Annotated in this window: 17 protein-coding genes; 7 read left to right on the top strand and 10 right to left on the bottom strand. The window is 60.2% G+C overall.

Features of this window, described 5'->3' with window-relative positions; genetic code table 11:
- The first annotated feature begins 326 nt into the window (after positions 1-326).
- The 6 genes from NKH90_RS24330 to NKH90_RS24305 all read left to right on the top strand — a co-directional run bounded on the left by NKH90_RS24330 (position 327) and on the right by NKH90_RS24305 (position 6,506).
- Entirely contained in the window at positions 327-1,049 is a 723-nt protein-coding gene (locus tag NKH90_RS24330) for a nucleotidyltransferase family protein (RefSeq protein WP_023675619.1), read from the top strand.
- Between the two features lie 53 nt (positions 1,050-1,102).
- The gene (locus tag NKH90_RS24325; protein ID WP_352472522.1) at positions 1,103-2,239 is read left to right on the top strand and encodes a DegT/DnrJ/EryC1/StrS family aminotransferase; all 1,137 of its coding nucleotides are present in this window, start codon (positions 1,103-1,105) and stop codon (positions 2,237-2,239) included.
- Positions 2,236-2,910 (top strand): sugar transferase, encoded by a 675-nt coding sequence (locus NKH90_RS24320; RefSeq protein ID WP_352472468.1) that lies wholly within the window; start codon positions 2,236-2,238, stop codon positions 2,908-2,910. The genes NKH90_RS24325 and NKH90_RS24320 overlap by 4 nt, the downstream gene beginning before the upstream one ends.
- Before the next feature lie 74 nt (positions 2,911-2,984).
- Positions 2,985-3,989: an SDR family NAD(P)-dependent oxidoreductase gene (locus NKH90_RS24315; protein WP_352472469.1), complete on the top strand. Its 1,005-nt coding sequence runs from the start codon at positions 2,985-2,987 to the stop codon at positions 3,987-3,989.
- On the top strand, positions 3,986-5,257 hold the full coding sequence (locus NKH90_RS24310; RefSeq protein WP_352472470.1) for a hypothetical protein: 1,272 nt from the start codon (positions 3,986-3,988) through the stop codon (positions 5,255-5,257). Before NKH90_RS24315 ends, NKH90_RS24310 begins: the two co-directional genes overlap by 4 nt.
- Complete coding sequence (locus NKH90_RS24305) at positions 5,244-6,506, top strand: polysaccharide biosynthesis/export family protein (RefSeq protein ID WP_352541721.1); 1,263 nt, start codon at positions 5,244-5,246, stop codon at positions 6,504-6,506. Before NKH90_RS24310 ends, NKH90_RS24305 begins: the two co-directional genes overlap by 14 nt.
- 58 nt (positions 6,507-6,564) lie before the next feature.
- Here NKH90_RS24305 and NKH90_RS24300 read toward each other — a convergent pair whose 3' ends face one another.
- Together NKH90_RS24300 and NKH90_RS24295 are read right to left on the bottom strand one after the other, a co-directional pair.
- The gene (locus NKH90_RS24300; RefSeq protein WP_352472472.1) at positions 6,565-7,863 is read right to left on the bottom strand and encodes an HlyD family type I secretion periplasmic adaptor subunit; all 1,299 of its coding nucleotides are present in this window, start codon (positions 7,861-7,863) and stop codon (positions 6,565-6,567) included.
- A 239-nt stretch (positions 7,864-8,102) separates the two neighbouring features.
- Positions 8,103-9,854 (bottom strand): type I secretion system permease/ATPase, encoded by a 1,752-nt coding sequence (locus tag NKH90_RS24295; RefSeq protein ID WP_352472473.1) that lies wholly within the window; start codon positions 9,852-9,854, stop codon positions 8,103-8,105.
- A 399-nt stretch (positions 9,855-10,253) separates the two neighbouring features.
- Here NKH90_RS24295 and NKH90_RS24290 point away from each other — a divergent pair, with 399 nt between their 5' ends.
- Positions 10,254-10,946, top strand: a complete 693-nt coding sequence (locus tag NKH90_RS24290) for a N5-glutamine methyltransferase family protein (RefSeq protein WP_352472474.1) — start codon at positions 10,254-10,256, stop codon at positions 10,944-10,946.
- A gap of 99 nt (positions 10,947-11,045) precedes the next feature.
- Here the strand turns inward: NKH90_RS24290 and NKH90_RS24285 are convergent, their stop codons facing one another.
- The 8 genes from NKH90_RS24285 to NKH90_RS24250 all read right to left on the bottom strand — a co-directional run bounded on the left by NKH90_RS24285 (position 11,046) and on the right by NKH90_RS24250 (position 21,452).
- Positions 11,046-11,312, bottom strand: coding sequence for an acyl carrier protein (locus tag NKH90_RS24285; protein ID WP_023675628.1), 267 nt, complete (start codon positions 11,310-11,312; stop codon positions 11,046-11,048).
- A 56-nt stretch (positions 11,313-11,368) separates the two neighbouring features.
- Complete coding sequence (locus NKH90_RS24280) at positions 11,369-12,925, bottom strand: class I adenylate-forming enzyme family protein (RefSeq protein WP_352821420.1); 1,557 nt, start codon at positions 12,923-12,925, stop codon at positions 11,369-11,371.
- Positions 12,922-14,943: an asparagine synthase (glutamine-hydrolyzing) gene (gene asnB / locus NKH90_RS24275; RefSeq protein ID WP_352821417.1), complete on the bottom strand. Its 2,022-nt coding sequence runs from the start codon at positions 14,941-14,943 to the stop codon at positions 12,922-12,924. The genes NKH90_RS24280 and asnB overlap by 4 nt, the downstream gene beginning before the upstream one ends.
- A gap of 3 nt (positions 14,944-14,946) precedes the next feature.
- Positions 14,947-15,930 carry an NAD(+) synthase gene (gene nadE, locus NKH90_RS24270; protein ID WP_352472523.1) on the bottom strand — a complete coding sequence of 328 codons (984 nt, stop codon included), beginning with the start codon at positions 15,928-15,930 and terminating at the stop codon, positions 14,947-14,949.
- Positions 15,927-18,665, bottom strand: a complete 2,739-nt coding sequence (locus NKH90_RS24265; protein ID WP_502898871.1) for an AMP-binding protein — start codon at positions 18,663-18,665, stop codon at positions 15,927-15,929. Before NKH90_RS24265 ends, nadE begins: the two co-directional genes overlap by 4 nt.
- 253 nt (positions 18,666-18,918) lie before the next feature.
- Positions 18,919-19,167 (bottom strand): hypothetical protein, encoded by a 249-nt coding sequence (locus NKH90_RS24260; RefSeq protein ID WP_352472478.1) that lies wholly within the window; start codon positions 19,165-19,167, stop codon positions 18,919-18,921.
- 486 nt (positions 19,168-19,653) lie between these two features.
- Positions 19,654-20,553 carry a proline iminopeptidase-family hydrolase gene (locus NKH90_RS24255; RefSeq protein ID WP_352472479.1) on the bottom strand — a complete coding sequence of 300 codons (900 nt, stop codon included), beginning with the start codon at positions 20,551-20,553 and terminating at the stop codon, positions 19,654-19,656.
- A 173-nt stretch (positions 20,554-20,726) separates the two neighbouring features.
- Positions 20,727-21,452 (bottom strand): LuxR family transcriptional regulator, encoded by a 726-nt coding sequence (locus tag NKH90_RS24250; RefSeq protein ID WP_245274646.1) that lies wholly within the window; start codon positions 21,450-21,452, stop codon positions 20,727-20,729.
- Between the last annotated feature and the right edge of the window lie 32 nt (positions 21,453-21,484).

The following is a 21,484-nucleotide window of genomic DNA, read 5'->3' as shown; positions in this document are numbered from 1 at the left end:
GAACGTCGTCGAACATACGTTCTGACCTTTTGGACAGCTGACAGACCGGCCGGTCGTTCAGCAGTGCTATAGGCCTAAAGATATAGAACAGCAAAACGGCTGAATTGTTACCATTCGAATGCACGACGACATCCACCCTGACGGCCACATACCATCCAGATGCAATGTCCGGATCAGGGGACAGTGGAGTAATCTCACCGGTCTTCTACGGGAAATCTCACCGGTTCTTCTGAGGGGACAAGAACGCGTTTCCCGGGTGCTGACCAGGGCAGGATAGCCGGCCCGTGACGATGGCGTTCAGGCCGAATGAACAAGGGAGGACCAGGATGAAAGCGGTTATTCAATGTGGAGGAATGGGAACACGCCTCCGCCCCTTCACTTCGGTCTTGCCGAAGCCGCTCATGCCGATCGGCGCACGGCCGGTTCTCGAGATGCTTCTGAAATGGTTGCGACGCAACGGCATTCAGGAAGTTTATATTACAACCGGGTATCTCGGCCACTTGATCCGCACCGTGTGTGGAGATGGCTCGCAGTGGAACCTGAAAATTCGATATACGCAGGAGATGGAGCCGCTTGGCACCATCGGGCCACTGTCTTTGATCAGGGATGAACTGACGGAGCCATTCATCGTTCTCAATGGCGATGTCCTCACGGATCTAAGCCTCAGTCGATTTGTAGCAGCGCACCGTAAGCACACCGATCCAGTGACAATCGCAACAGCCTGTCGCCTGATCAAGATGGATTTCGGCGTCATCGACGAAGTCGACAATACCGTGCAGGTCTTTCGCGAGAAGCCGACGCTTTCGCATCTGGTCAGCATGGGAATTTACTGCATGAACCCGGATGTTCTGCAGTTTATCCCATCCGGCATACCCTTTGGGTTCGACGACCTGATGCTGCAGATGATGCAGAACGGCACAACCGTGCACGTGTACAAACATGAGGGTCTCTGGCTCGATATCGGGCGCGTCGACGATTTTCAGAACGCACAGACCATTTCCTGGGAAGACCAGTCGGCCTCGATCGAGGTCACCGCGACGGCTGCATGATGATGATGAAGTCACGAGCCCGGTTGCCACAGTTATCAGTCTAGGAGGTTGTGATGCTCTTGGTCAGTGCCCCGATCTTGGGTGTGCCGGAGAAGACTGCTTTGACCAGGGTCATCGACAGCGGCTGGCTGACCATGGGGGAGCAGGTACGAGCCTTCGAACAAGCTTTTGCCGACGTTCATGATGCGGAGGATTGCGTCGCGGTCAGTTCTTGCACCGCAGCGCTTCATCTCATTTTGCACGCACTTGGCATCGGACCGGGCGACGAGGTGCTGGTGCCATCCTTGACGTTCGTGGCGACCGCAAATGCGGTCCTCTATGTCGGTGCGACGCCGGTTTTCGTCGACATCGAGTCAGCCGACGTGCCGCTGATGTCGATCGTGGAAGCCGAAGCGAAATGCACGGCCCGCACCAAGGCAATCATTCTCGTTCATTTCGCCGGCTACCTCGCCGATCGGGAACAATGGCAGAGGTTCGCCCGTGCCCGGGGGCTGCACATCGTCGAGGACGCCGCGCATGCGCCGGGCTTGAAGGAGGTGGGGACATTTGGTGCCGCGGCCGCCTTCAGCTTCTACGGCAACAAGAACATGACCACGGCGGAAGGCGGGGCTGTGATCGCCAGGGATGCCGGTCTGCTCGAGACAATCCGCCAGGCGCGTGGACATGGGATGACCACCGGGACACGTCAAAGGCTGAACAGCCGCACCCCTCAGTATGATGTCACCATGCTCGGATTCAACTATCGCATGGATGAATTGCGGGCTGCGATCGGACTGGTCCAGCTGCAAAATCTGCAGGAGTGGAATGAGATCAGGCGTATCCTGGTCATGCTGTATCGCCGTCTCATAGCGAAGCATTGCCCAGCCGTGACCATCCCGTTCCACGAGCCGCGGACGTCGGCCTACCACATCATGCCTATCCTTTTGCCACGTTACGCCGACAGGCAAGACGTCATCGACGCACTGCGCGGGCAAGGGATACAAACCACTATCCACTACCCGCCGGTGCACCAGATGACGCTCTATCGTGAGCTCATTCCCGGTACTCACTTACCGCGCACTGAAGATTTCGCGCAGCGCGAACTGACTGTACCGCTGCATCCGCAGATCACCGCACCTTTGGTCGAAACGGTGGTGGTCGCTCTTGCCGCGGCGGTCAATAACTGCGCTCAGACAGGAACGGCCGCATGAATGCCCTGGACCTAGCCATTCACAGGCCTAACGGCTCGAGCGCCGCCCATGGGTCTGCGAGACGAGCAATCGATCTCGTCATTGCTGCAGCCGCGGCGATCGTCTTCGCCCCGCTGATGCTGCTGATTGCCGTGGCGCTGCTGCTGGAAGGCGGTCGGCCCATCTTCTTCACACAGACCCGCGTCGGGGCCGGTGCTCGCCCATTCCGCATGTACAAGTTTCGCAAGTTCAGCGTGCAATGTGATCCCGGTGGCTTGGCTCTGACCATGGCCGATGACAGCCGCATGACGCCGATAGGACGGTTCCTCGCGGTCACCAAGTTCGACGAACTGCCACAGCTTTGGAACGTCTTCAGAGGCGAGATGGCAATCATCGGGCCACGCCCGGAGAGCCTTGCCTTCGCCGATTGTTTTCGCGGGGGCTTCGAAGACATTTTACAATACAAGCCAGGCTTGCTGGGTCCAGCCCAGGTTCTCTTCCGGCATGAAGCCCGTTTCTATCCGCGATCGATGGACCCGCTACTGTTCTATCGCCAGGTTCTGTTTCCTGCCAAAGCCAGGCTCGACCTTTCCTATTATCCGCAGCGCACGATCGGCTCCGATGTTGTGTGGATGGTGCGCGGCTTGCTGGCGGTGCTTGGCGTGGTTTCGCCGTCGCCGATCGGAACTTGAGAGCAGGTGGAAAACCCGCGCTCTCGTGGATTTGCAAAGTCAGTGCCTCACGTCATAGGGGGAACGCTTGGGTCATGGCATACAAGGGCAGGAAAGTTCTGGTTACCGGTGCCGACGGATTCATCGGGTCGCATCTCACCGAAGCACTCGTCCGTAGCGGCGCGGACGTCACTGCGCTGGCTCTCTACAATTCCTTCGACAGCCACGGCTGGCTGGACGATTTGCCGGACACCATTCGAAGCCAGTTGAACCTCATCCGCGGCGATGTTCGTGACAGCGCCTTCCTTAACCGGATCGTGCGTGGCCAGGCGGTCGTGTTTCATCTCGCCGCACTGATAGCTATCCCATATTCGTACGCCGCGGCCCAGTCCTATGTAGAAACGAACATCCTGGGCACGGTCAACGTCCTCGAAGCGGCGCGCCAATGGGATACGGAGCGTGTGGTGCACACCTCGACAAGCGAGGTTTATGGCACCGCGCTGACAATGCCTATCAGCGAATCGCACCCGTTGCAGGGACAGTCACCATATTCGGCATCCAAGATCGGCGCGGACATGATGGCGGAGTCCTACGCCAGATCGTTCGACATCCCTGTGGTTATCATGCGGCCCTTCAATACGTACGGCCCGCGCCAGAGTGAGCGGGCCATAGTACCGACCATTATACGCCAGGCTCTCGACAAGAAATGCCCGGCGATCATGGTGGGAGACACAAGCCCGATCCGCGATCTTACTTTCGTGGAAGACACCGCGGCGGCGTTTTTGACCGCAGGTTCCGCCGAGCTCGAATTTGGCCATGCCTACAATGCCGGAAGCCAGCGCGCCGTGACGATCTCGGACATATTGGATCTGGTGATCGAGTTGAGTGGCTGCAAGAAACCAATCCACCGGGACGAGCGCCGCCTGCGGCCGCAGAATTCCGAGGTGCGTGCCTTGCTGGCCGATTCTTCGCTCCTCGAAAGCAAGACTGGATGGCGTGCCCAGACCAGCCTGCGCGAAGGCCTGGAGCGGACCATCGGATGGTGGCAAGGGCGCCTCAGCGAAGGCCGGGTGCGACACGAGATGGGCTACATGACATGAGCTTTCGCCCGGGAGGATTGGCTCTGTTGATTGCGGCTGCCTTGTCGTTGGATTTGACCGTGGCAGGCAGTCGGCAAAGCAGCGCGTCGAGACAATTTGTTGCGCCAGTGACGATGGACTTGCCCGATTATCTCCAACCCGCGACCGACCCAGCCTTCGGGACAATTTTCATGCGCATTACCAAGCCTGGGGCCCTTGGGAATGGAGTCGTATGCGAGAAAAAATTCTGCAGCCACCGTTATTCCAGCGCCCAGGCCTGGAATTCGGACCAGACTCTCCTCGTCATCACCAACGGCTGCAATGGCATGTGCTTTTTCGACGGGCAGACCTATGTCCCGCTCTTCCGTCGTGCTCGATCGGCTGAATGCGAATGGCATCCGCAAAATGCCGATCTGATGATCTGCGTTCAGGACCGGAAAATTTCGACCTGGGCGCCGCGGACCAATCGCGAAGACGTCCTGTTCGTTTCACCGAATTATCGTGATCTTCAGTTCGGGCCGTCCAAAGGCAATCCCAGCCGTGACGGCGATCGCATAGCAGTGCGCGCAATCCGTGGGGATGGCGCGATGGTTGTATTTGCCTATGATCTCAAGCAGCGCCGGAAATTTCCGGACATCGATCTTGCTCAGCTTGCCGGAACCGTCAGCGCCTGCTCGATCTCCCCGCTCGGTGCGAACATCCTGTGCTTTCAGAATGTGAACGAGGACACAGAGCAGCGGGCTATTTTCTCCGTCGACGGGACGTTGCGGCAGAGGTGGACTGACCATCATCGCCCCGGCCATGGCGATATGACGGTGGATAAAGATGGCAGCGAAGTTTTCGTGGGCATCAGCAAGTCCGACCCTGACAAATATCACGTCATCAAAAGGAGGCTGGCCGACGGAAAGGTCACCTCACTTATGAAGTTTGGCGAAGCCGAGCATGCATCCCTGCGGGCATTGGACAGGCGCGGTTGGGTGTTCGTAAGCTATGGCGGCAAGCCGGAAGAGATATCTGCCAATCCCGACTGGGCGCCATATGCGCGAGAGGTGATCGCGCTTCGCCTCGACGGCAGCGGGGAGGTTCGACGCGTCACGCAAACTCACAACGTCCCGTCCGATTACTGGAGCGAGACCCATGCCTCGCCATCCCCCGACGGCTCACAGGTAATCTGGTCGAGCAACTGGGGCGTGCCTGGCGGGCCGGTCTACGAATTCGTCACCCGTCTCGATTGGCCGGAAGAGCCGCGGTCGAACCAGAAGGAGATTGCCGCCAATGGTCCTCGTTGATCGAATGCTTCTTGTCGTGTTCGGTATGCTGGCTGCCATGAATACGGCTGCTGCAGCGGAACCGCGGGTCGCCTATCGACTTTCTGCCGGCGACACCGTCGAGATTGGAATTGCCTCCATCCCGGAGCGAACGCAACGTGCGGTGGTCCAGATGGACGGCACGATCGCGCTTCCCGAAGTCGGGATGGTTTCGGTGGGGGGCTTAACTCCGGCTGAACTGCAAACGCGCATGCAGACGATCTTGCCGACCAAGATATTCCACCAGCGTCTGCCTGATGGGCGGGAGCAAATGATCGTCATCAAGCCGACAGACGTGACCGCCGTGGTTGCGGAGTACAGGCCGATCTATGTGACCGGCGACGTGCTCACTCCCGGACAGCAGGCCTACCGCCCGCTGATGACCGTGCGGCAGGCGATTGCCGTGTCAGGCGGTTTCAGCCTTTTGCGGTCCCGGGCAAACCAGGTTGGCCCGGATCCGGTGGATCTGCGGCGCGATTACGAGTCGCTTTGGGGGGAATATACGAGAGATTATTTTCATAGCGCCCGCATCCGCGCCGAACTTCAGGACAAACCGACTTTCGACATGCAGCCACCACAAGGATCTCCCTTGCCGGCAAGTTTTGCGTCGGCGATCGCGCAGGCTGAAGCGGAAGGGCTGAAGCTCTCGTTGGACAACTTCCGGCAAGAGCAGGGCTTTCTCGAAAAAAGTGGCAAGGATGCTGCTGCACAAACCGAGACCCTGCTCAAGCGCGAGCAGGCCGAAGCGGATGGAGTGAAGGCGGACGAAGACGAGCTGGCGCGCGTAAGGAAAGCGTTTGAGTCCGGAAATCTAACCAATACCCGGCTTGCCGATGTCCGGCGCGCTTTGGTTCTTTCTTCCAGCCGGGCACTCGAAACGTCGGTTGAGCTTATGAGAGCACGACGTCAGCAGGACGATTTTACCAGACAGCACGAACGCAATGTCAACCAAAGAAGAATGGGTCTGCTGACTGAGTTGAAGGATACCAACGTGCGTCTTGCCGACGTTGGCGCAAGACTTCGCGCCGCCAGCCAGAAGTTGCAGCCCACGGGAGCGGCCGCTCTGCCGTTGCCGGTTGCCGGCGAAACGATCCAGGCCGAGGTCACGATCATTCGCAAGGTCGGCGAAGAATGGCGAAAACAGCTTGCCCAAGAAGACACCGAGGTCATGCCGGGAGACACGATCGAGGTCAGATTCAGCAGCGCTCTCGAAAATGCGGCGACCCGATAGATCGGCTGCGCCCCGATCCAATCGGCCGCCGCACTGTCGGTTGAGTGTGGCAACCGCTTCACTGCCTGAAAGCTCTGGAAAACTGGTCGGTGAGGGGCTTCATCAAGTAGGACCAGACACTGCGCTCGTCGGTTCTTATGTGGACTTCGGCGGGCATGCCCGGTTTGAGGATTTTCTCTCCTGTCAGGCACGTCGCTTCATTCTCGACGTCGATACGCGCCGAAAAAAAGGAAAGCTGGCGTTGCTGATCCTTGATCAGATCCGCTGAGACGCGCTTGACCGAGCCTTCGCAAGCAGGTGTGGTGCCGGCGTCGAACGCTGGAAAGCGGATCGACACCTGCTGTCCGGGATGAATCTCGTCGATACGCGACGGAGGAATGGAAGCGTCGACGACAAGGTTGTCGGAATCGGGCACAATCATCATGAGCACCTCTCCCGCGCCAATCACGCCTCCTACGGTATGGACCGAGGATTCTTGTACTGTGCCCGATTGCGGGGCACGAATGTCTGTCCTGCTGAGTTCGTCTTCGGCCACCACCTTGCGCTCACTGAGCTCGGTCTGCTTGGCTTCCGTTTCGCGAAGTTCGTTGGTCACGTCGCTCCGCATTTGTTCGTCGAGCTGAAGCACCTGCAGGTCCGTTTCACTGATGTGAGCTTGGACCTCTGCTATCGCTGCGACAAGGCGTCCCGATTCGCCGCGAGCCCGGGTCTTGTCCAGGCTGACATTGCTCAACCTCTCCTTGGACACCAACTTCTTTGCGTAGAGAGATTCGACATCCGCAAGGTTCTTGGTCAGCAGATCCAGAGACTCGTCCGTTGCAGACTGCTGCGATTTGAGGCCATCGATCTGACGTTCCAGCTGCTTCGCGCGGCTTTGTAATTGTGCCTTCTGGCCAGCCAGCGCCGCAGCACGGCTTTCAAACAAGGCACGCTCGCCACTGACAAGTGCCGCCACTTGCGGGTCGCCCATTTGAGCGCGAAGGTCGGGCGGGGTCTGCATTTCCGGCAGACCCTGGCGCTCGGCCTCCAGTCGGGCCAGACGAATGGTGGCGCGATTGAGGTCCTCGGTGACTATCTGCAGGTTTGCTCGGGTCAATGTGTTGTCCAGCCTGACCAACACATCGCCGGCCTTCACATGATCGCCGTCCTGAGCGAAGATTCCGCCGATGGTGCCGCCGGTTTGATGCTGGACTTTTTTAATGTTGCTTTCGACCACCACGGTTGCGGGCGCAATCACCGCGCCGGCAATCTTGGTCAATCCCAACCAGAGCCCTCCGCCAAAGATCAACAGCAAGCTGGTTGCCAGGCCCAAGAGCAGATTGGCCCGGATGCCATCCGGCTCTGGCTTCGTCTCCAACGAACGGCCTTCGCCACCGGCTGCGACGTATGACACGGCAACAGCAGAGCGATACCTCGCATATGCCCGGCTGCACCCTTGTGCGGCAGAACGACAATGTGCTGCTAGGCTCCGGACCAGAGTACCCCAGGGTAGATTGGCTCGAATCCCATCCGGCTGCGGCTTCTGCCCGGTCGGCGGGCCTTCGCCGCCAACCGCAGCATATGACGACATGGTCACGTTAGACACTAAGCAATACCTCACGCATGCCCGCTTGCACCGTGCTGCAGCGGAACGACAATGTTTGGCTTGTCCGGGCGCGGGAAGGGCCGGACCACATTTGCCAGAACGTCTTCGCGCGAGCCGAACGAATGGAGCATCCCGTTCGACAGGACGAGTACCTGATCGATGTTGACGAGAGCGGAGGGGCGATGCGCAACGACGATCACGATACCGCCGCGCCGACGCACTGCCAGGATTGCGCCGGCCAAAGCAGCATCACCGTCTGCATCCAGATTGGAATTTGGTTCGTCAAGAACGACGAGGAATGGATCGCCGTAAAGTGCCCTGGCAAGCCCGACGAGCTGCCTCTGCCCAGCCGAAAGGGCCGCGCCGCCTTCTCCGATGCGTGTTTGAAAACCCTGCGGAAGACGCATGATCATCTTGTCCACGCCCGCAGCCTTGGCAGCTGCCAGCACGCCTTTTGCGTCGCTTTTACCGCCGAACCTCGAAATGTTGTCGGCGATCGTCCCGTCGAACAGCTCAACGTCCTGCGGCAGGTAGCCAATATGAATGCCGAGCAGTTCTGAGTTCCACTGATCGAGCGAGGCGCCGTCCAATCTTACCGTGCCACGAAGCGGCTTCCATGCGCCGACCAAAGCGCGCACGAGCGTGGTCTTGCCGGAGCCGCTCGGGCCGACGACCGCCAACCCTGCGCCTCTCGCCAAGCGGAAGCTTACATTGAAGATGGTGGGCTTCTGCAGGCTTGGTGGCGCGACGGTCAATTCCTCGACCGCAAGCTCAGCCTTCGGGCCGGGCAGTTCCATTGGCTCTTGCTGGCTATCAAAAGCATCCAGGGCTGCCGCCAGCTCGGAATAGCTTTTGCGGGTTGCCAGAAACCCTCTCCAGTTTGCGATCGCCACATCGACCGGTGCCAGCGAGCGGCCCAGCAATATGGACGATGCAATGATCACGCCGGGCGAGGCCTCGCCGCCGATCACAAGGTAGGCACCAAGCCCCAGCACACATGATTGCAGGGCCATTCGGAGCGTCTTCGACAGTGAGCTTGCTGCGCCGACGACGTCGGAGAGCCGTTCCTGGTTCTTCAGATAAAGATGACTGACCTCGTTCCAGCGCCGGCTAAGCGGGGCGGAAAGGCCCATCGCCTGAACAACCTCTGCGTTGCGGCGGCCGGAGTCGGCCAGAAGCCGCTGCGCTACGAGTGTCTCAGATGCACGAGCCGCTGGTTTGCGGCCGATGATCTCGGCAACCACCGTCAAAAACACAACGGCACATGCGCCGAGCGTTGCCAGCACGCCAAGCGCGGGGTGCAGCAGATAGATGACCACCATATAAAATGGTATCCAGGGAGCGTCGAACAAGACTGTCGGCCCGAGCCCGGAAAGAAAGCCACGTAGCTGGTCCAGATCACGAAGCGGGTGTACCCGGTTCGCATCCGGCCCGGCGACGAGGGGCAGGGAAAGCGAGGCTGCGAACGCTTTTTGCTGCAGATTTCTATGCAGGCGGCTGCCGATGCGGACCAACAGGCGAAGCCTCACGAAATCGAGGAGCCCATAGGCCGCGTAAAGTCCCAGCATCCCGACTGTAAATCCGATAAGAGTCGGCACGCTCTGCGAAGGCAGCACGCGGTCATAGACCTGGAGCATGTAGACGGAGCCGGTCAAGGCGAGGATATTTATCAATGCCGAGAAAACGCCTACGCCGACGAGGCCGTGCACACAGCCGAACATTGCGGAGCGGAGATCGAGCGAGCGCCCTTTGGTCGACTTCATGATGTGCGCTCGTTGACGCGAAATTGCCGCGCAATCTCGTCGATTCTTTCGATGAGGGACAAACTTTAACCTTCCGGGAAGCAGCAGCCCCGCCCCGCTGCTGAACATTACGAATTGCTTACATACGTGCCTTCTTTGATTAAAATGTAGCAAAATCGTGACGCCAGGCTGAGAATTCGGCAACTGGCTCGCCAGGCTGGGGATAACCGGGTCAGGTAAGGAGATATTCCTAATCATGACACCCGGCAGAAGCTTATGATCATCTTTGTAGCATCAAGGCTTCAAAGCGTCTGGCGACGGATGGGTTTTGATTTTGTCGATCGAGAGTTAAACGGTTTTGAGATACACTTCATCGGTACGTCGGCCACCAACGCCGGCTAAATCGGGGAGGCGAGTGTCGTGAGCGAAGAGATCAATGTTGCCGATGCCTACGGCAGGGGGCGCAGCACCTTCATGGGATTGCAGTTGCTGGTCTCGCCCGGTGCGCTTGTTCCTCGGCCGGAAACGGAACTGCTCGGCAAGGCCGCTCTCGATGTCCTGAGCCAACTGAACCTGCCGGTGCCTCGCGTTGTCGACATGTGCTGTGGGGCGGGCAATCTGGCGTGCGCCATCGCGCACCACGCTCCCACCGCGCGCGTGTGGGCAAGCGATCTTACCGACGGATGCGTGGAGGTCGCGCGCCGCAACGTCACCCATCTTAAAATCGAGGACCGGGTAACGGTGCTTCAGGGCGACTTGTTCAGCGCCTTCTCAGGCTTGGAGCTCGACGGCACGATCGACGTGATCGTTTGCAACCCGCCCTACATTTCGGAAAAACGGCTCGAGGGCGACCGTTCGCATCTGGTCGAGCTCGAGCCGCGTGAAGCATTCGCAGCCGGCCCCTACGGCCTGAGCATCCACATGCGGGTGCTCAAGGAGGCGCCGCGCTATTTGCGGCGCGGAGGCATCCTGCTTTTCGAAGTGGGGCTTGGCCAGGATCGGCAGGTCATGAGTTTGCTCGAGCGTTCCAAGGCCTATGAGAGTATCCGGGCAGTCACCAACCAGGCCGGTGAGGTCAGGGTGGTTGTGGGACATACGAGGGCGCAGGCGTAAGCATCGCAGCCGCGGCAGGTAGACGCGCTGTCGCGGCTAGAAACGGCCGGGAAGTTGAAACAGAGTTGCGCGAGATTTCGGAAATCAGTTTCTCTTGCGTCAGTTTCTCTTGCGCATGACGTATTGCGCAATTCCCTCGATGGAATCGAGATTCTCCGGCAGCAGCTCGCTGTCTTCGACCGTGATGCCGAAGGTCTCCTCGATGAAGCCGATAACCTCGAGCACACCCGTCGAGTCCACGATGCCCTGGTCGAGGAGCGAGGTGTCGCTCTCCAGGCTCTCGGGATCGGCTATATAGAAATTCGAGGCTAGGAAAGCGCGAATTTGTTCGCTGCAGGTATCGGTTCTATCCTTGGTAGATAACATTTATTTCGCCTCCGGTACAAAAGATGAATGCTGATCAACTTCGCCCTGGTACCGACTCATGACAGGGCCGTTTTTTTGAGCTTACCCGTGTCGGTCATCGGCAGACTGGGTACGATGACGATGGACTTCGGAACCATGAAGTTTTCCAGCCGTCTCTGGCACTCTTTCTGCAACTGCTTTTCACCGATCATGCTTCCCTGCTCCATCACGACAAATGCCTTCACTGCTTGCCCGAGCAGTTCGTCCGGAACGCCGATGACCGCGGCTTCCCGTACGCCCGCAATGTTCATCAACACGTTTTCCACCTCCTTCGGCGCTATCTTCTCTCCGCGCGATTTTATGATCTCGTCGCCGCGACCGACGAAGTAGAGGTAGCCCTCGGCGTCCATCCGGCAGTAGTCGCCGGTGTATAGGACCTGCTCACCCGGCAGCGGGCCGGGCTTGAGCTTCCTGGCTGTCGCCTCCGGTTTGCCCCAATAGCCCTTCATCACCGTCGCTCCGCGGATGACGAGCTGACCAACGATGCCGGGGCCGACCCGCCTGTCATGCTCGTCGACAATCCACATTTCCGTATTGGGGATGGCGATCCCGACGCTCGACGGCTTTCGCTCCAGATCCTCCGGCGGCAGGTAGGTGCAGCGCTTGCATTCGGTAAGGCCGTACATCGAATAGATGCGGGCGCCAGAAAACAGTTCCTGCAGCAGGAGAATGTGCTTGAGCGGCAGGGCGGCCGCAGTGTTCGTGACGTAGCGAATACTCGAAAAATCCTGATCCCTGAGAGACCTGAGCTCCCCGAGTGCGGCGAAGATGGTCGGTACGCCGGGAAAACCCGTCACCCTTTCTTGCTTGATCAGCCCAAGGATCTGCGCCGGGAAGGCGAATGAGCGCTCAAGCACCAGCCGGGCGCCCGCGCCGAATGCCATGATCATCTGGTAAAGACCGTAGTCGAAGGCGAGCGGCAGGACATTGAGGATCACCTCGTCTTCGGCAAGCGCCAGGTATGAGGAAATCGAGGCGCACGCGGCGATCATGTTTCGATGCGTCAGCATCACGCCCTTGGGCTCGCCCGTCGAGCCGGACGTATAAATGATCGCAGCGAGATCGATGTCGATGCAGCGGCGCCAGGGCGGCGTGCTGCGGGCTGCCGCGACCGCGGCGTCCCAGCGCACAGCATGCGGCAATTCTTGCAGGTCGCTGTGTTCGATCGGCCCGGAGACGATCATGCGGCGCAACGATGGGCAATTCCGCGCCGGCTCGCTGAAAATCGAGTGCAGGTGTTTGTCGGTGATCAGTGCCGTCGGGCGGCAATCGTTGAGCAGATAATCAAGCTTGTCGCTTTTGGTGAGCGGATTGACGATGCACACCACGGCGTTGGCCTTGAGCACCGCCCAGAACGCAACGACGGCCTCGACAGTGTTGTCGGCGAAGACCACCACGCGATCGCCACGCGCAATTCCGGCATCGGTCAAATGGTGCGCTATGGCGTTCGAACGCATATCGAGATCGCCATAAGTGACGCGTTGATTGCCGCACACCAGGGCCACCTTCTCGCCGAGCCGGCTGGCAGAGTGGGTGAGATAGTCGTGCAGGAGCGGTACGGCGCCATGCATCATGCGAGCACCTCTTCGCGGTGTTCGCGGTCGATATCGATGCTGAGCTTGAGCGTGCGGGCCCCACTTGGACGGCTCGCGATAAATTGCCGATGGAGAAGCTGCGTCGACAGCACTCCGACCAGCGCCATATTGTCGGAGTTGGACAGGTCGCCGCCGCCGGCGCTGGCCTGGCACTTGCTCAAGAGCCGGGTAACCGACTTGGGATCGAAGACGTTCGCTTCGCGCAGCGCCGCCTCCGAAAGTGCTTCGCGAATGTAGGCCGGAGCGCCATCTGCGACAAAGCAAAGCGCGTTGGGAGCCCGGTAAGGCTGCTTCTTGCGGGTGACGATTTCCGACGGCACGATCGGTTGCGCTACGCGCTTCAGCACATGCTTTTCATCGAGCACGCGCAGCTTGTAGGCGGCCGGAAGCGAATTCGCGAGTCTCACGAGTTCATGATCGAGGAACGGGAAGCGCCCCTCGACGGAATGAGCCATCAGCATTCTGTCCCCTTGTGAGGAAAGCAGGTATCCCGACATCAGCGTCTGAATCTCGATATACTGGTCCTGCGCAAGAGAGCCCCATCGCGAAAACTCCGGCGGCAGGCGGGCAAGCAGCTCGGACACGGCGTTATGGCGCTCCGTTTGGGCGCGCATGTCTGCCGAAAACAGCCGCTTGATGGCGCTTGTGGTTCGCCAGCGCGTGCCATGCGCAAAACCAGGCGCGTCACAGGCGTGGATGTCGCGCCCGAAGAACTGGCGTGCCATCGCCTGCTGCTGTACCGGCGAGCGGCTGAGATAGGGATAGAGGCGCTCCAGCAGCCGCGAGCGTCGCGTCGAGGCGGGCTGGCGTCCCCAGAAGCGGCGGACCTTGCCTTCGCGGAACAAATCGTAGCCGGCGAACATTTCGTCGGCCCCTTCGCCGGTCAGCACGACCTTGATGCCATGCTGGCGCACCAGTCTCGAGAGCAGGAACAGCGGCGCCGGCGCGGTCCTGAGGATTGGCCGCTCGGTGTGGTAGATCACCTCAGGGAAGATGCCAGCGATATCGCTGCGCGAAACAACCACCTCATGATGGTCACTGCCGGCCACGCCGGCAACCAGGCGCTGGAAATGCGTCTCATCATACTCGGCGTCGGCAAAACGCAGCGAGAAGGTCTGGAAGCGCTCGCCCGCGAAGCGTCTCCCCAGCGTGGCGACCAGCGAGCTGTCGAGCCCGCCGGACAAATAGCAGCCGACCGGCACGTCGGCGCGTACTATCCTGAGCGCCGTCGCGGCTTCCAGGGCGCTGCGCACTTCCTCCACCGCGTCATCAAGCGAGCCGGTGAATTCATCATCGCCGGGTCCGTCAACCTCTGGATAGTCAGGCTTCCAAAAAGCCCGCTCCCGGACGACGCCGCTGTCATAAATGCGGACATGCCCCGGCGTGAGTTCGCTTACTCCTCCAAACACGCCTTGTGGCGGTGCGACAGTCCAGAGTGTGAAAGTCTGATCGATGCCGGCTGGATCGAAGGCGCGGGGTATATCCGCATCGGCCGCGAAAATGGCCTTCACCTCGCTGGCGAAGTAAAGCCGCCCGCCATGCTCGCAAAAGTGCAGCGGGCAGATGCCGAACCGATCCCGAGACAAGACGAGACGACCTGCCACGGAGTCCCAGATGGCGACTGCCCACTGCCCATTCATTCGCTCGAAGGCGGCCTCGCCCCAGGCATGATAGGCATGGACGATGACCTCGGTGTCGCTGCGTGTGCGGAAGCGATAACCGAGCGCGACCAGATCTTGTCGCAGCTCGACGTAATTGAAGATTTCGCCGTTGAAGACGATCCACATCGTGTCGCCCGCGCCGGCGAGTGGCTGCTGGCCGCTTGCGAGATCGATGACGGACAGGCGGGCATGCGCCAATCCTGCACATCTGTCCCGGTAAAGCCCGCGCTCGTCCGGGCCGCGATGCGCCAGCGCCCCCGCCATACGTATCAGCGCATCCCGGGAAGGGGGCGCCGCTGCGGCGCTCAGCGACACAATTCCGGCGATGCCGCACATCGCCTAGCCCTCGCCCATTGAAGAGGACACCAACGGCCGCGCGTGAAGATAACGTGCGGCGCGCCGCTTGCTGTCGATATCCTTGAAAACCTTCTGGACCTGCATCACCGTGAGGCTGGTTGCCTCAGCGACGTCTTCGTCGGCGATCCCATGGTTCAAGCCGTAGAGGCACAGATCCATCAGATAATAAGGAAGCGCGAAGTAGAATTCCTCCTGACTCTGCGCCATCGAGAAGGTGTCCGTGGTGGGCGGTCTGCGCCGGACCTCTTCGTCCACCCCGAGATATTCGGCCAATTGGTAGACCTGGGTCTTGTAGAGGTGGACGATTGGCATCAGGTCGGCAATTCCGTCGCCCTGCTTGACGAAGAAGCCCTGGTCGTACTCCAGGCGGTTCGGCGTGCCCGCTACCGCGTAGTTGAGGCGGTCGGCATGGTAGTATTCGGTCATCTTGCGCAGGCGCTGCTTGTAGTTGGTTGCAGCGACGATCTGCAGATAGGCTGCCGACGGCAGGCGCACTGTGTCGGTCCTGCCTTCGGGGTCCTGAACCGTGAGGCGCGTGATGTTGAGACCGTTGCTCTCGAGAACCGAGGCGAGCACCAGCTTGCATTTCCAGCCGTCCCCATATTCGGGAACGACGGTCTGGATTGCTTCGGTCTGCCGTCTATAGGCGCCGGTCGCTTCCAGGGCCGGCGTTATATCCTCCAGGATCGTTTCGATACCAAGGTGTGCGGCGACAATGCGGCCGAGCCTCAGTGAGTCGCCGGAGGAATGGCGCTCCGGCATGAATATCCCGAGGACCTTGCCTTTCCCAAAGGCGCGAACACACAACGCCGCAACGACGGAGCTGTCGATGCCGCCTGAGAGGCCGACAACCACGCCTCGACGTCGCAGCGTGCCAAGGACCTGCTGGCGCAAGATCTGGACGATGCGATCGACTTCCGCGCCAGCGTCGAGCACCAGGGCGTCTTTGCCGAATGATGAGATCAGGTCGATGGCTTGTACTCCAGTTTGCGAGACTCGATTGGCGAATAGGTTTTCGCCACCGCTTTCTCGATAAGGGGACGATTGGTGGTAAGGTGAGGCTCTACAACCAGATCGATGTGGCTGCCGACGATCGGAATCACGTCCAGATGGGCGAAGACGTTATCCCAGCCGATTGCCAGAGGCATTCCGGGTCGAGCACAGCGGAACAGGGTGCCTGTGATCGGCAGAGCCGGCTTTGGCTCGGCCACCCACTGGAAGAAGGCTTGCGCGCGCAAAACCTCTTGCAGTTCTAGTTTGGTTCTAAAGCTCGTCGCGTTGAACTGTCCTTGAGCGAAGCGGTCGAGAAACTGGACCAGTTGTGCCTCGCGCTTCATTGCCACGGCAACTTTCGCGAGGGCGCGGCAAGCCATCCGGTAAGCGGACACGCGGTTGGTTCGGATTCGATTGACTGTGCGCGTAAACGTCTCCCAGCGGGCGCTTCGCTCCCCGACGAGGCTGGTGTCGAGGATGCCGAGGAACTTTACGGTTCGCCCCGCTGCCAGCAGCCGCGCCGCAACTTCGAAGGCAACAGCGCCGCCGAGCGAATGGCCGAGAAGTCGTACATGGCCCGAGGGTTGGGCGCGGCGGATCTGGTCGACGGCGGCGTCGGCCATATCGGCGAGGCTGTCTTGTCCGCGCAGTATCATAGCCAGGGCCGGATACCTGATCGGGGCAACACGGGTCACCTTGCCCATCGCTGCTGCAAAGGCAGCAAGGCTCGGGCCATAGCCGACGGACCCGGGGAACAGAAAAAGAATGGGAGGGTCGTGCTTCTGGGCGCGCGCGCTTTGATCGCCTGCCTGGGCGGACACGACCGCCTTGATCATTTGCTCCAGGCTCATCCCGACGGTGAAGGCCTCAAGGCCGAGTTCCTGCCCGATGGCGCTTTCGATTTCCATGACGCAGTGCAGCAGCTTTAGCGAATCTCCTCCGGCGTCATCCCAGCGTCCTGCCGCTACGCGCGTATTGAGAATGCTGGTCCATGCCCGCTGGACGACCTGCTGCGCGGTCAGCTTGCCTTGCGGCTCGAGCGGACGCGCGGTCGCCGCTGTCTCTCTGGCTGAAAGATCCATCTCTGCAAGTGTCGTGATGTCGACTTTGCCGCTCGGCAGACGCGGAATCTCGGCGATCGTGTGCAACCGCAAGGGACGCAGCGGCGGCGGCAGATTGGTCCTGACAAGCTGGCGAAGCTCGTCCGAAAAGGTCGCTTCGGCCGAGCGCCGAGGAATAGCAAAGGCGACAAGCTCATTCGCGGCCGTGACGATTGCCACGGCATCCGCGACAGAGGGTGCACAACGCAGCACCCGTTCGAGTTCGGCTGGCTCGACGCGTCGACCGTTGATTTTTACCTGGCGCCCCTTGCGACCGACGATGTGCAGTAGGCCTTGATCATCAAGTCGAACGAGGTCACCTGTCGCGAAAATCCGAAGGCCTGGATCGTGCGGGTCTGATGTTGCCGGCACAACCGCCCCCTCCTCCCAATGGCCAAGCAGGACATACGGGCTCCTGATCAGAAGCTCTCCGCTGCGGCCCGGTTGAACGCGGCGGCCCGCTTCGTCGACAATTGCGAAGGCGATTCCAGGCAGCAGCCAGCCAACTGGAACCGAATCTCCATGCTCTGGCCAGTCTCGCGGCAGGAACCATTGCGAGCCGGTGGTCTCGGTTGACGAATAACCGATCTGGATAAGGCACGTATCGGAGACGGCCTTGCGCAGCAGGGCGATGTCGGTCCAGGGCACCTTCTCGCCACCGATCCGGGCGACTCTGAGTGAATGGAACGCTTCTGCAGGTCCGTCTGCCATAAGCGCGCGAAGCAGTGCCGGCACCAGATAGGTGATTGTCACGTCTTCGGATCGCACCAGGCGTTGAACGGCGCGCAAGCCGACCGCTTCGACTTCGACCAGATGCAAGGTGGCGCCGGTGAGAAGAGCAGCAAGAATCTCCCGGCACCCGGCGATTGTGGCCGGTCCGGTCAATGGCAGGAAAACGTCATCCGAGTTGATGTGGCACGCATCGACATATTGCTGGACCCGGCACAGCAAGCTGCGCTGGTTGTTAACGATGCCTTTGGGCCGGCCCGTACTCCCTGACGTATAAAGCACGATGGCGGGCGCATCGACCGAGACGGAATAAGAACGAGGCACTTGCCCAGCCTGCGAGGCCGCACTGGTCGACACATCGATCCAATTGACCAGGTGAGGCAAACCATCGGGTCGGACATTGCCCTCGCCCAGGACAGCCGAGAGCCGCGCCCCGGCCACGATTTCAAGGATACGCGAGCTAGGATCTCGCGCGTTGAGTGGCACCGAAGGCCGCCCAGCCGTCATGCTTGCCAGCATGGCAATGGGATACCAGGCCGAGTTGGCCTGAAGAATCCCTATCGCCTGTCCGTCTGGGACGGCCGCCGCGATCTGGTGGGACAGCGTCTCGACTGACCGGAGGAGCTGGGAATAGGTCAGACGATTGGCGCCGTCGCTGATTGCAAGCTTGTCGGGGTACTGGCGGACGACATTTCTCAGGTGATCGAAGGCCGCAATGTTGGTAAAATCGACGCCCAATCTTTGAAATGGGCGCAGTACGGGACCACCCTGATCCAGTGCGTATTGTGGGACACTTGACCAATTATCCGAGGTCGTTGTCTGACAATCCACCGCTAGATCCTGATCCGCGACTTCTGATCCCAAATATGCCGAAGACATGAGTTGCCTACGCTAAGATTAGGGTCACTTATCGCCCCCCGCCCCAATCTTTTCATCGATCATTCTGATGATGCCCCGATCTTCGCTCAATGACGCTTGGTTAGTCACTTCGCCTGTTTCGCAAGCCGCCGGCAGAGCCAATCATGCCGGGCTCGCTGGCTGTTGTGGTGCGCATGACACGGACACATGCCAAGGCGGGCTCGAAGACCAAGGTGGGGTCGAAGATGGAATTGCCGCTATTCAGGCATATTGCCTATTCGGTGGTTCTTCCGGACGATACCGCCGATGTTTCGGTGTCGGAATAGCTGCCGGGGACGAAACAATAGGCATAGATCTGTCCCCGATTTTCGTCGGTCACGCGGATCCAATCCTTTTCCCACGTTCGGAAGGTAATACGCCCGCCCGTCATCATAGCTGCGGCTCTGAACGGACTCGGCGCGTTGACAACGCGCACCGAGATAACATCGTCGCCGTCCATACGCTCGACGAGATACGTCTGCATGAAAGCCTCCCCATGCCCCGCTAGATCACCCGCACTTTAACGCCGGCTAATGAATTCGGTTGCAACTGCTTGGCGAAACTTTGGGTCCGATACTTTCCGTACCCACCGGCAACTTGGTCCTCCGTATCCGTCAGGTTTTTCAGCGACGGGATGCCAGTTCAGGGGATGGCAGGCTGATTGCGGCCATGCCGGCGACATGCCAATCTGCGCCGCAACGTTAGGCCTTCGCCTCCGCGGGCAATGGAAAAGGCGCTCGAATGGGCTCCTTTATGCTGTCCGTGATCTGGCATTCTGCCCGTGATTTGGCCTCATCGGACGACCCTGCAGGCCTTTGCGAGACATCCACATAGCGTGGCGTCGCCATCACCGAGGCATAGCAATGTGCGTCGGCGGAGAAATGGGACGGTTCGAGGTTTTCTGAACCTGCCTCACGACGACTGCGTCGTGTCGACGATCCGTTGGAACAGATGGCCTGGTGCTGGAACGTCAATCGTATTTGGCCAGGAAGCGCCCGACGGCGCTGAGGCAGTCGTGCTTTTCCTCCACATGCGGCATGTGGCTGGAATTCGGGAAGACCAGGCCTTCAACGCACGGGATAAGATCCAGAAAGGGCTGGACGCAGGCCTCGGTCGCTTCGTCGTAGAAGCCGCGGAAAACCAGGGTCGGCGCCTCGATCCGATGCAGGCGGTCAACGATGGTCCAGTTCCGCATCGTGCCGATGACGTGGAACTCATTCGGACCGTTCATGGTGTGATAGACGGTCGGATCTTCCTCGATTGCCGCAAATGTCCGGGCGACCTCTGGCGGCATCGGAACGACGCGACAGACATGACGGTCGTAGAAAGCCTTCGTCGCCGCAACATATTCGGGCTGATCGGTGGTTCCCGCCGCTTCGTGCCGGTCGAGCGCACTTTGCACATCGGCTGGCAACTCGGCGCGCAATTGCCGGGCTCCTTCCACCCACAGCGCCATCGAGGCCAGCGAATTGGCCAGGATCAATGCCTTCAGCCCCTCAGGGCGGCGCACGGCGTGCTCGGCCGAGAGTATGCCGCCCCAGGACTGGCCGAGCAGGGCATAATGGCCGGCAATGCTGAGATGGGCGAGCAACGCATCGAGTTCGCCCAGGAAGAAATCGACGGTCCAGAAGTCGCCGCCCTTGTCCGGCAGATGGGTCGATTTGCCGTTGCCGATCTGATCGTAGTGGATGACGGCTCGCCCGGTTCCGGCAAGCTCCTTGAATGAGTCCACATAGTCGTGGGTGCAGCCCGGTCCACCATGAGCGACGACCAGGGGCACCTTGCCCGACCCGATGTCCCCGGTCACACGGTACCAGGTGCGATAGCCCTTGTAGTCGCTAAATCCTTCGGTGATCGCATGTGCCGTCACAGTCCAAGCTCCGCATCATGGCGCGGCAGGAGCCACTTTGGTGCACCCCTCCCAAGCCTTGTTTGCGGCCGACGGTACTAAGCGGCCCAGCGCATTTACAGCTAGCACTATTTATAGGTTCGCCGGTTATGGGTTCGCCCGAGGCAAGGCCGATCGCCCGCAGGTCGCGAGCCTCAATGCTCCGGTTCGAGCAGCCGGTAATGGGCGGCGAGCGCGATGGCATGGAAGCGGTTGCGCGCGCCAAGCTTTCGCGTCGCCGCGTTGAGGTGCAGCGTTGCGGTAGGCACCGCGCGGCCAATCTCACGCGCAACCTGCTTGGCCGTCAGTCCGGCAGCGGCCAGGCGCAGGCACTGACGTTCGCGCGACGTCAGATGGACATGTTGGCAGGTGCGGATTCCGGCGTCGAAACCGGCGTAGGCGGAGTCATGCAGCAGATGACCCAGATCTCCGATCTCGGCGATCAAGGGTCTGGCTTCGAGCTCGAACCCGGCCTCCGGATCGGCACGGATCGCAGTGAAGGTGGCGAGATCGCCGCCGGCAAGGCGAATGGGTACGGTGACGCCGCAGGTCATCCTGGTGTCAAGCAAATAGCTGACCACAGGATCGTGCTTGGACTGGAGCACGCGCTGCATGACGGTGCTCTGAACGCCGCTGTGCGACCAGAGAAACGGTCTCGATACGGTGAGCGCGGCCTCCTGCACCGGGTCAAGCTGATAATATCCGCCCTTGCACCAGAGATCCTGCATGTCGCGCGGCACGTTGCGCAGAGCCATCAACGAGGGCGTGATAAGCTCGCCCTTGTGACTGACCGGCACGGGCGTATAGTCGTAGATGAATGCGGTGAAACCGATAGGCTCCAGCACCTCCGTTGCCACCGCCATGGCAGCGTCGATGCTCATTCCGGTTTGGAACCGGCTCTCTAGATCGCCTG

Origin of the sequence: Mesorhizobium sp. M0898 (assembly GCF_040319695.1) — a bacterium.
Lineage (GTDB): Bacteria > Pseudomonadota > Alphaproteobacteria > Rhizobiales > Rhizobiaceae > Mesorhizobium.
Note: the sequence above shows the minus strand (reverse complement) of the source record. Positions and strands in the feature narration are given on the sequence as shown.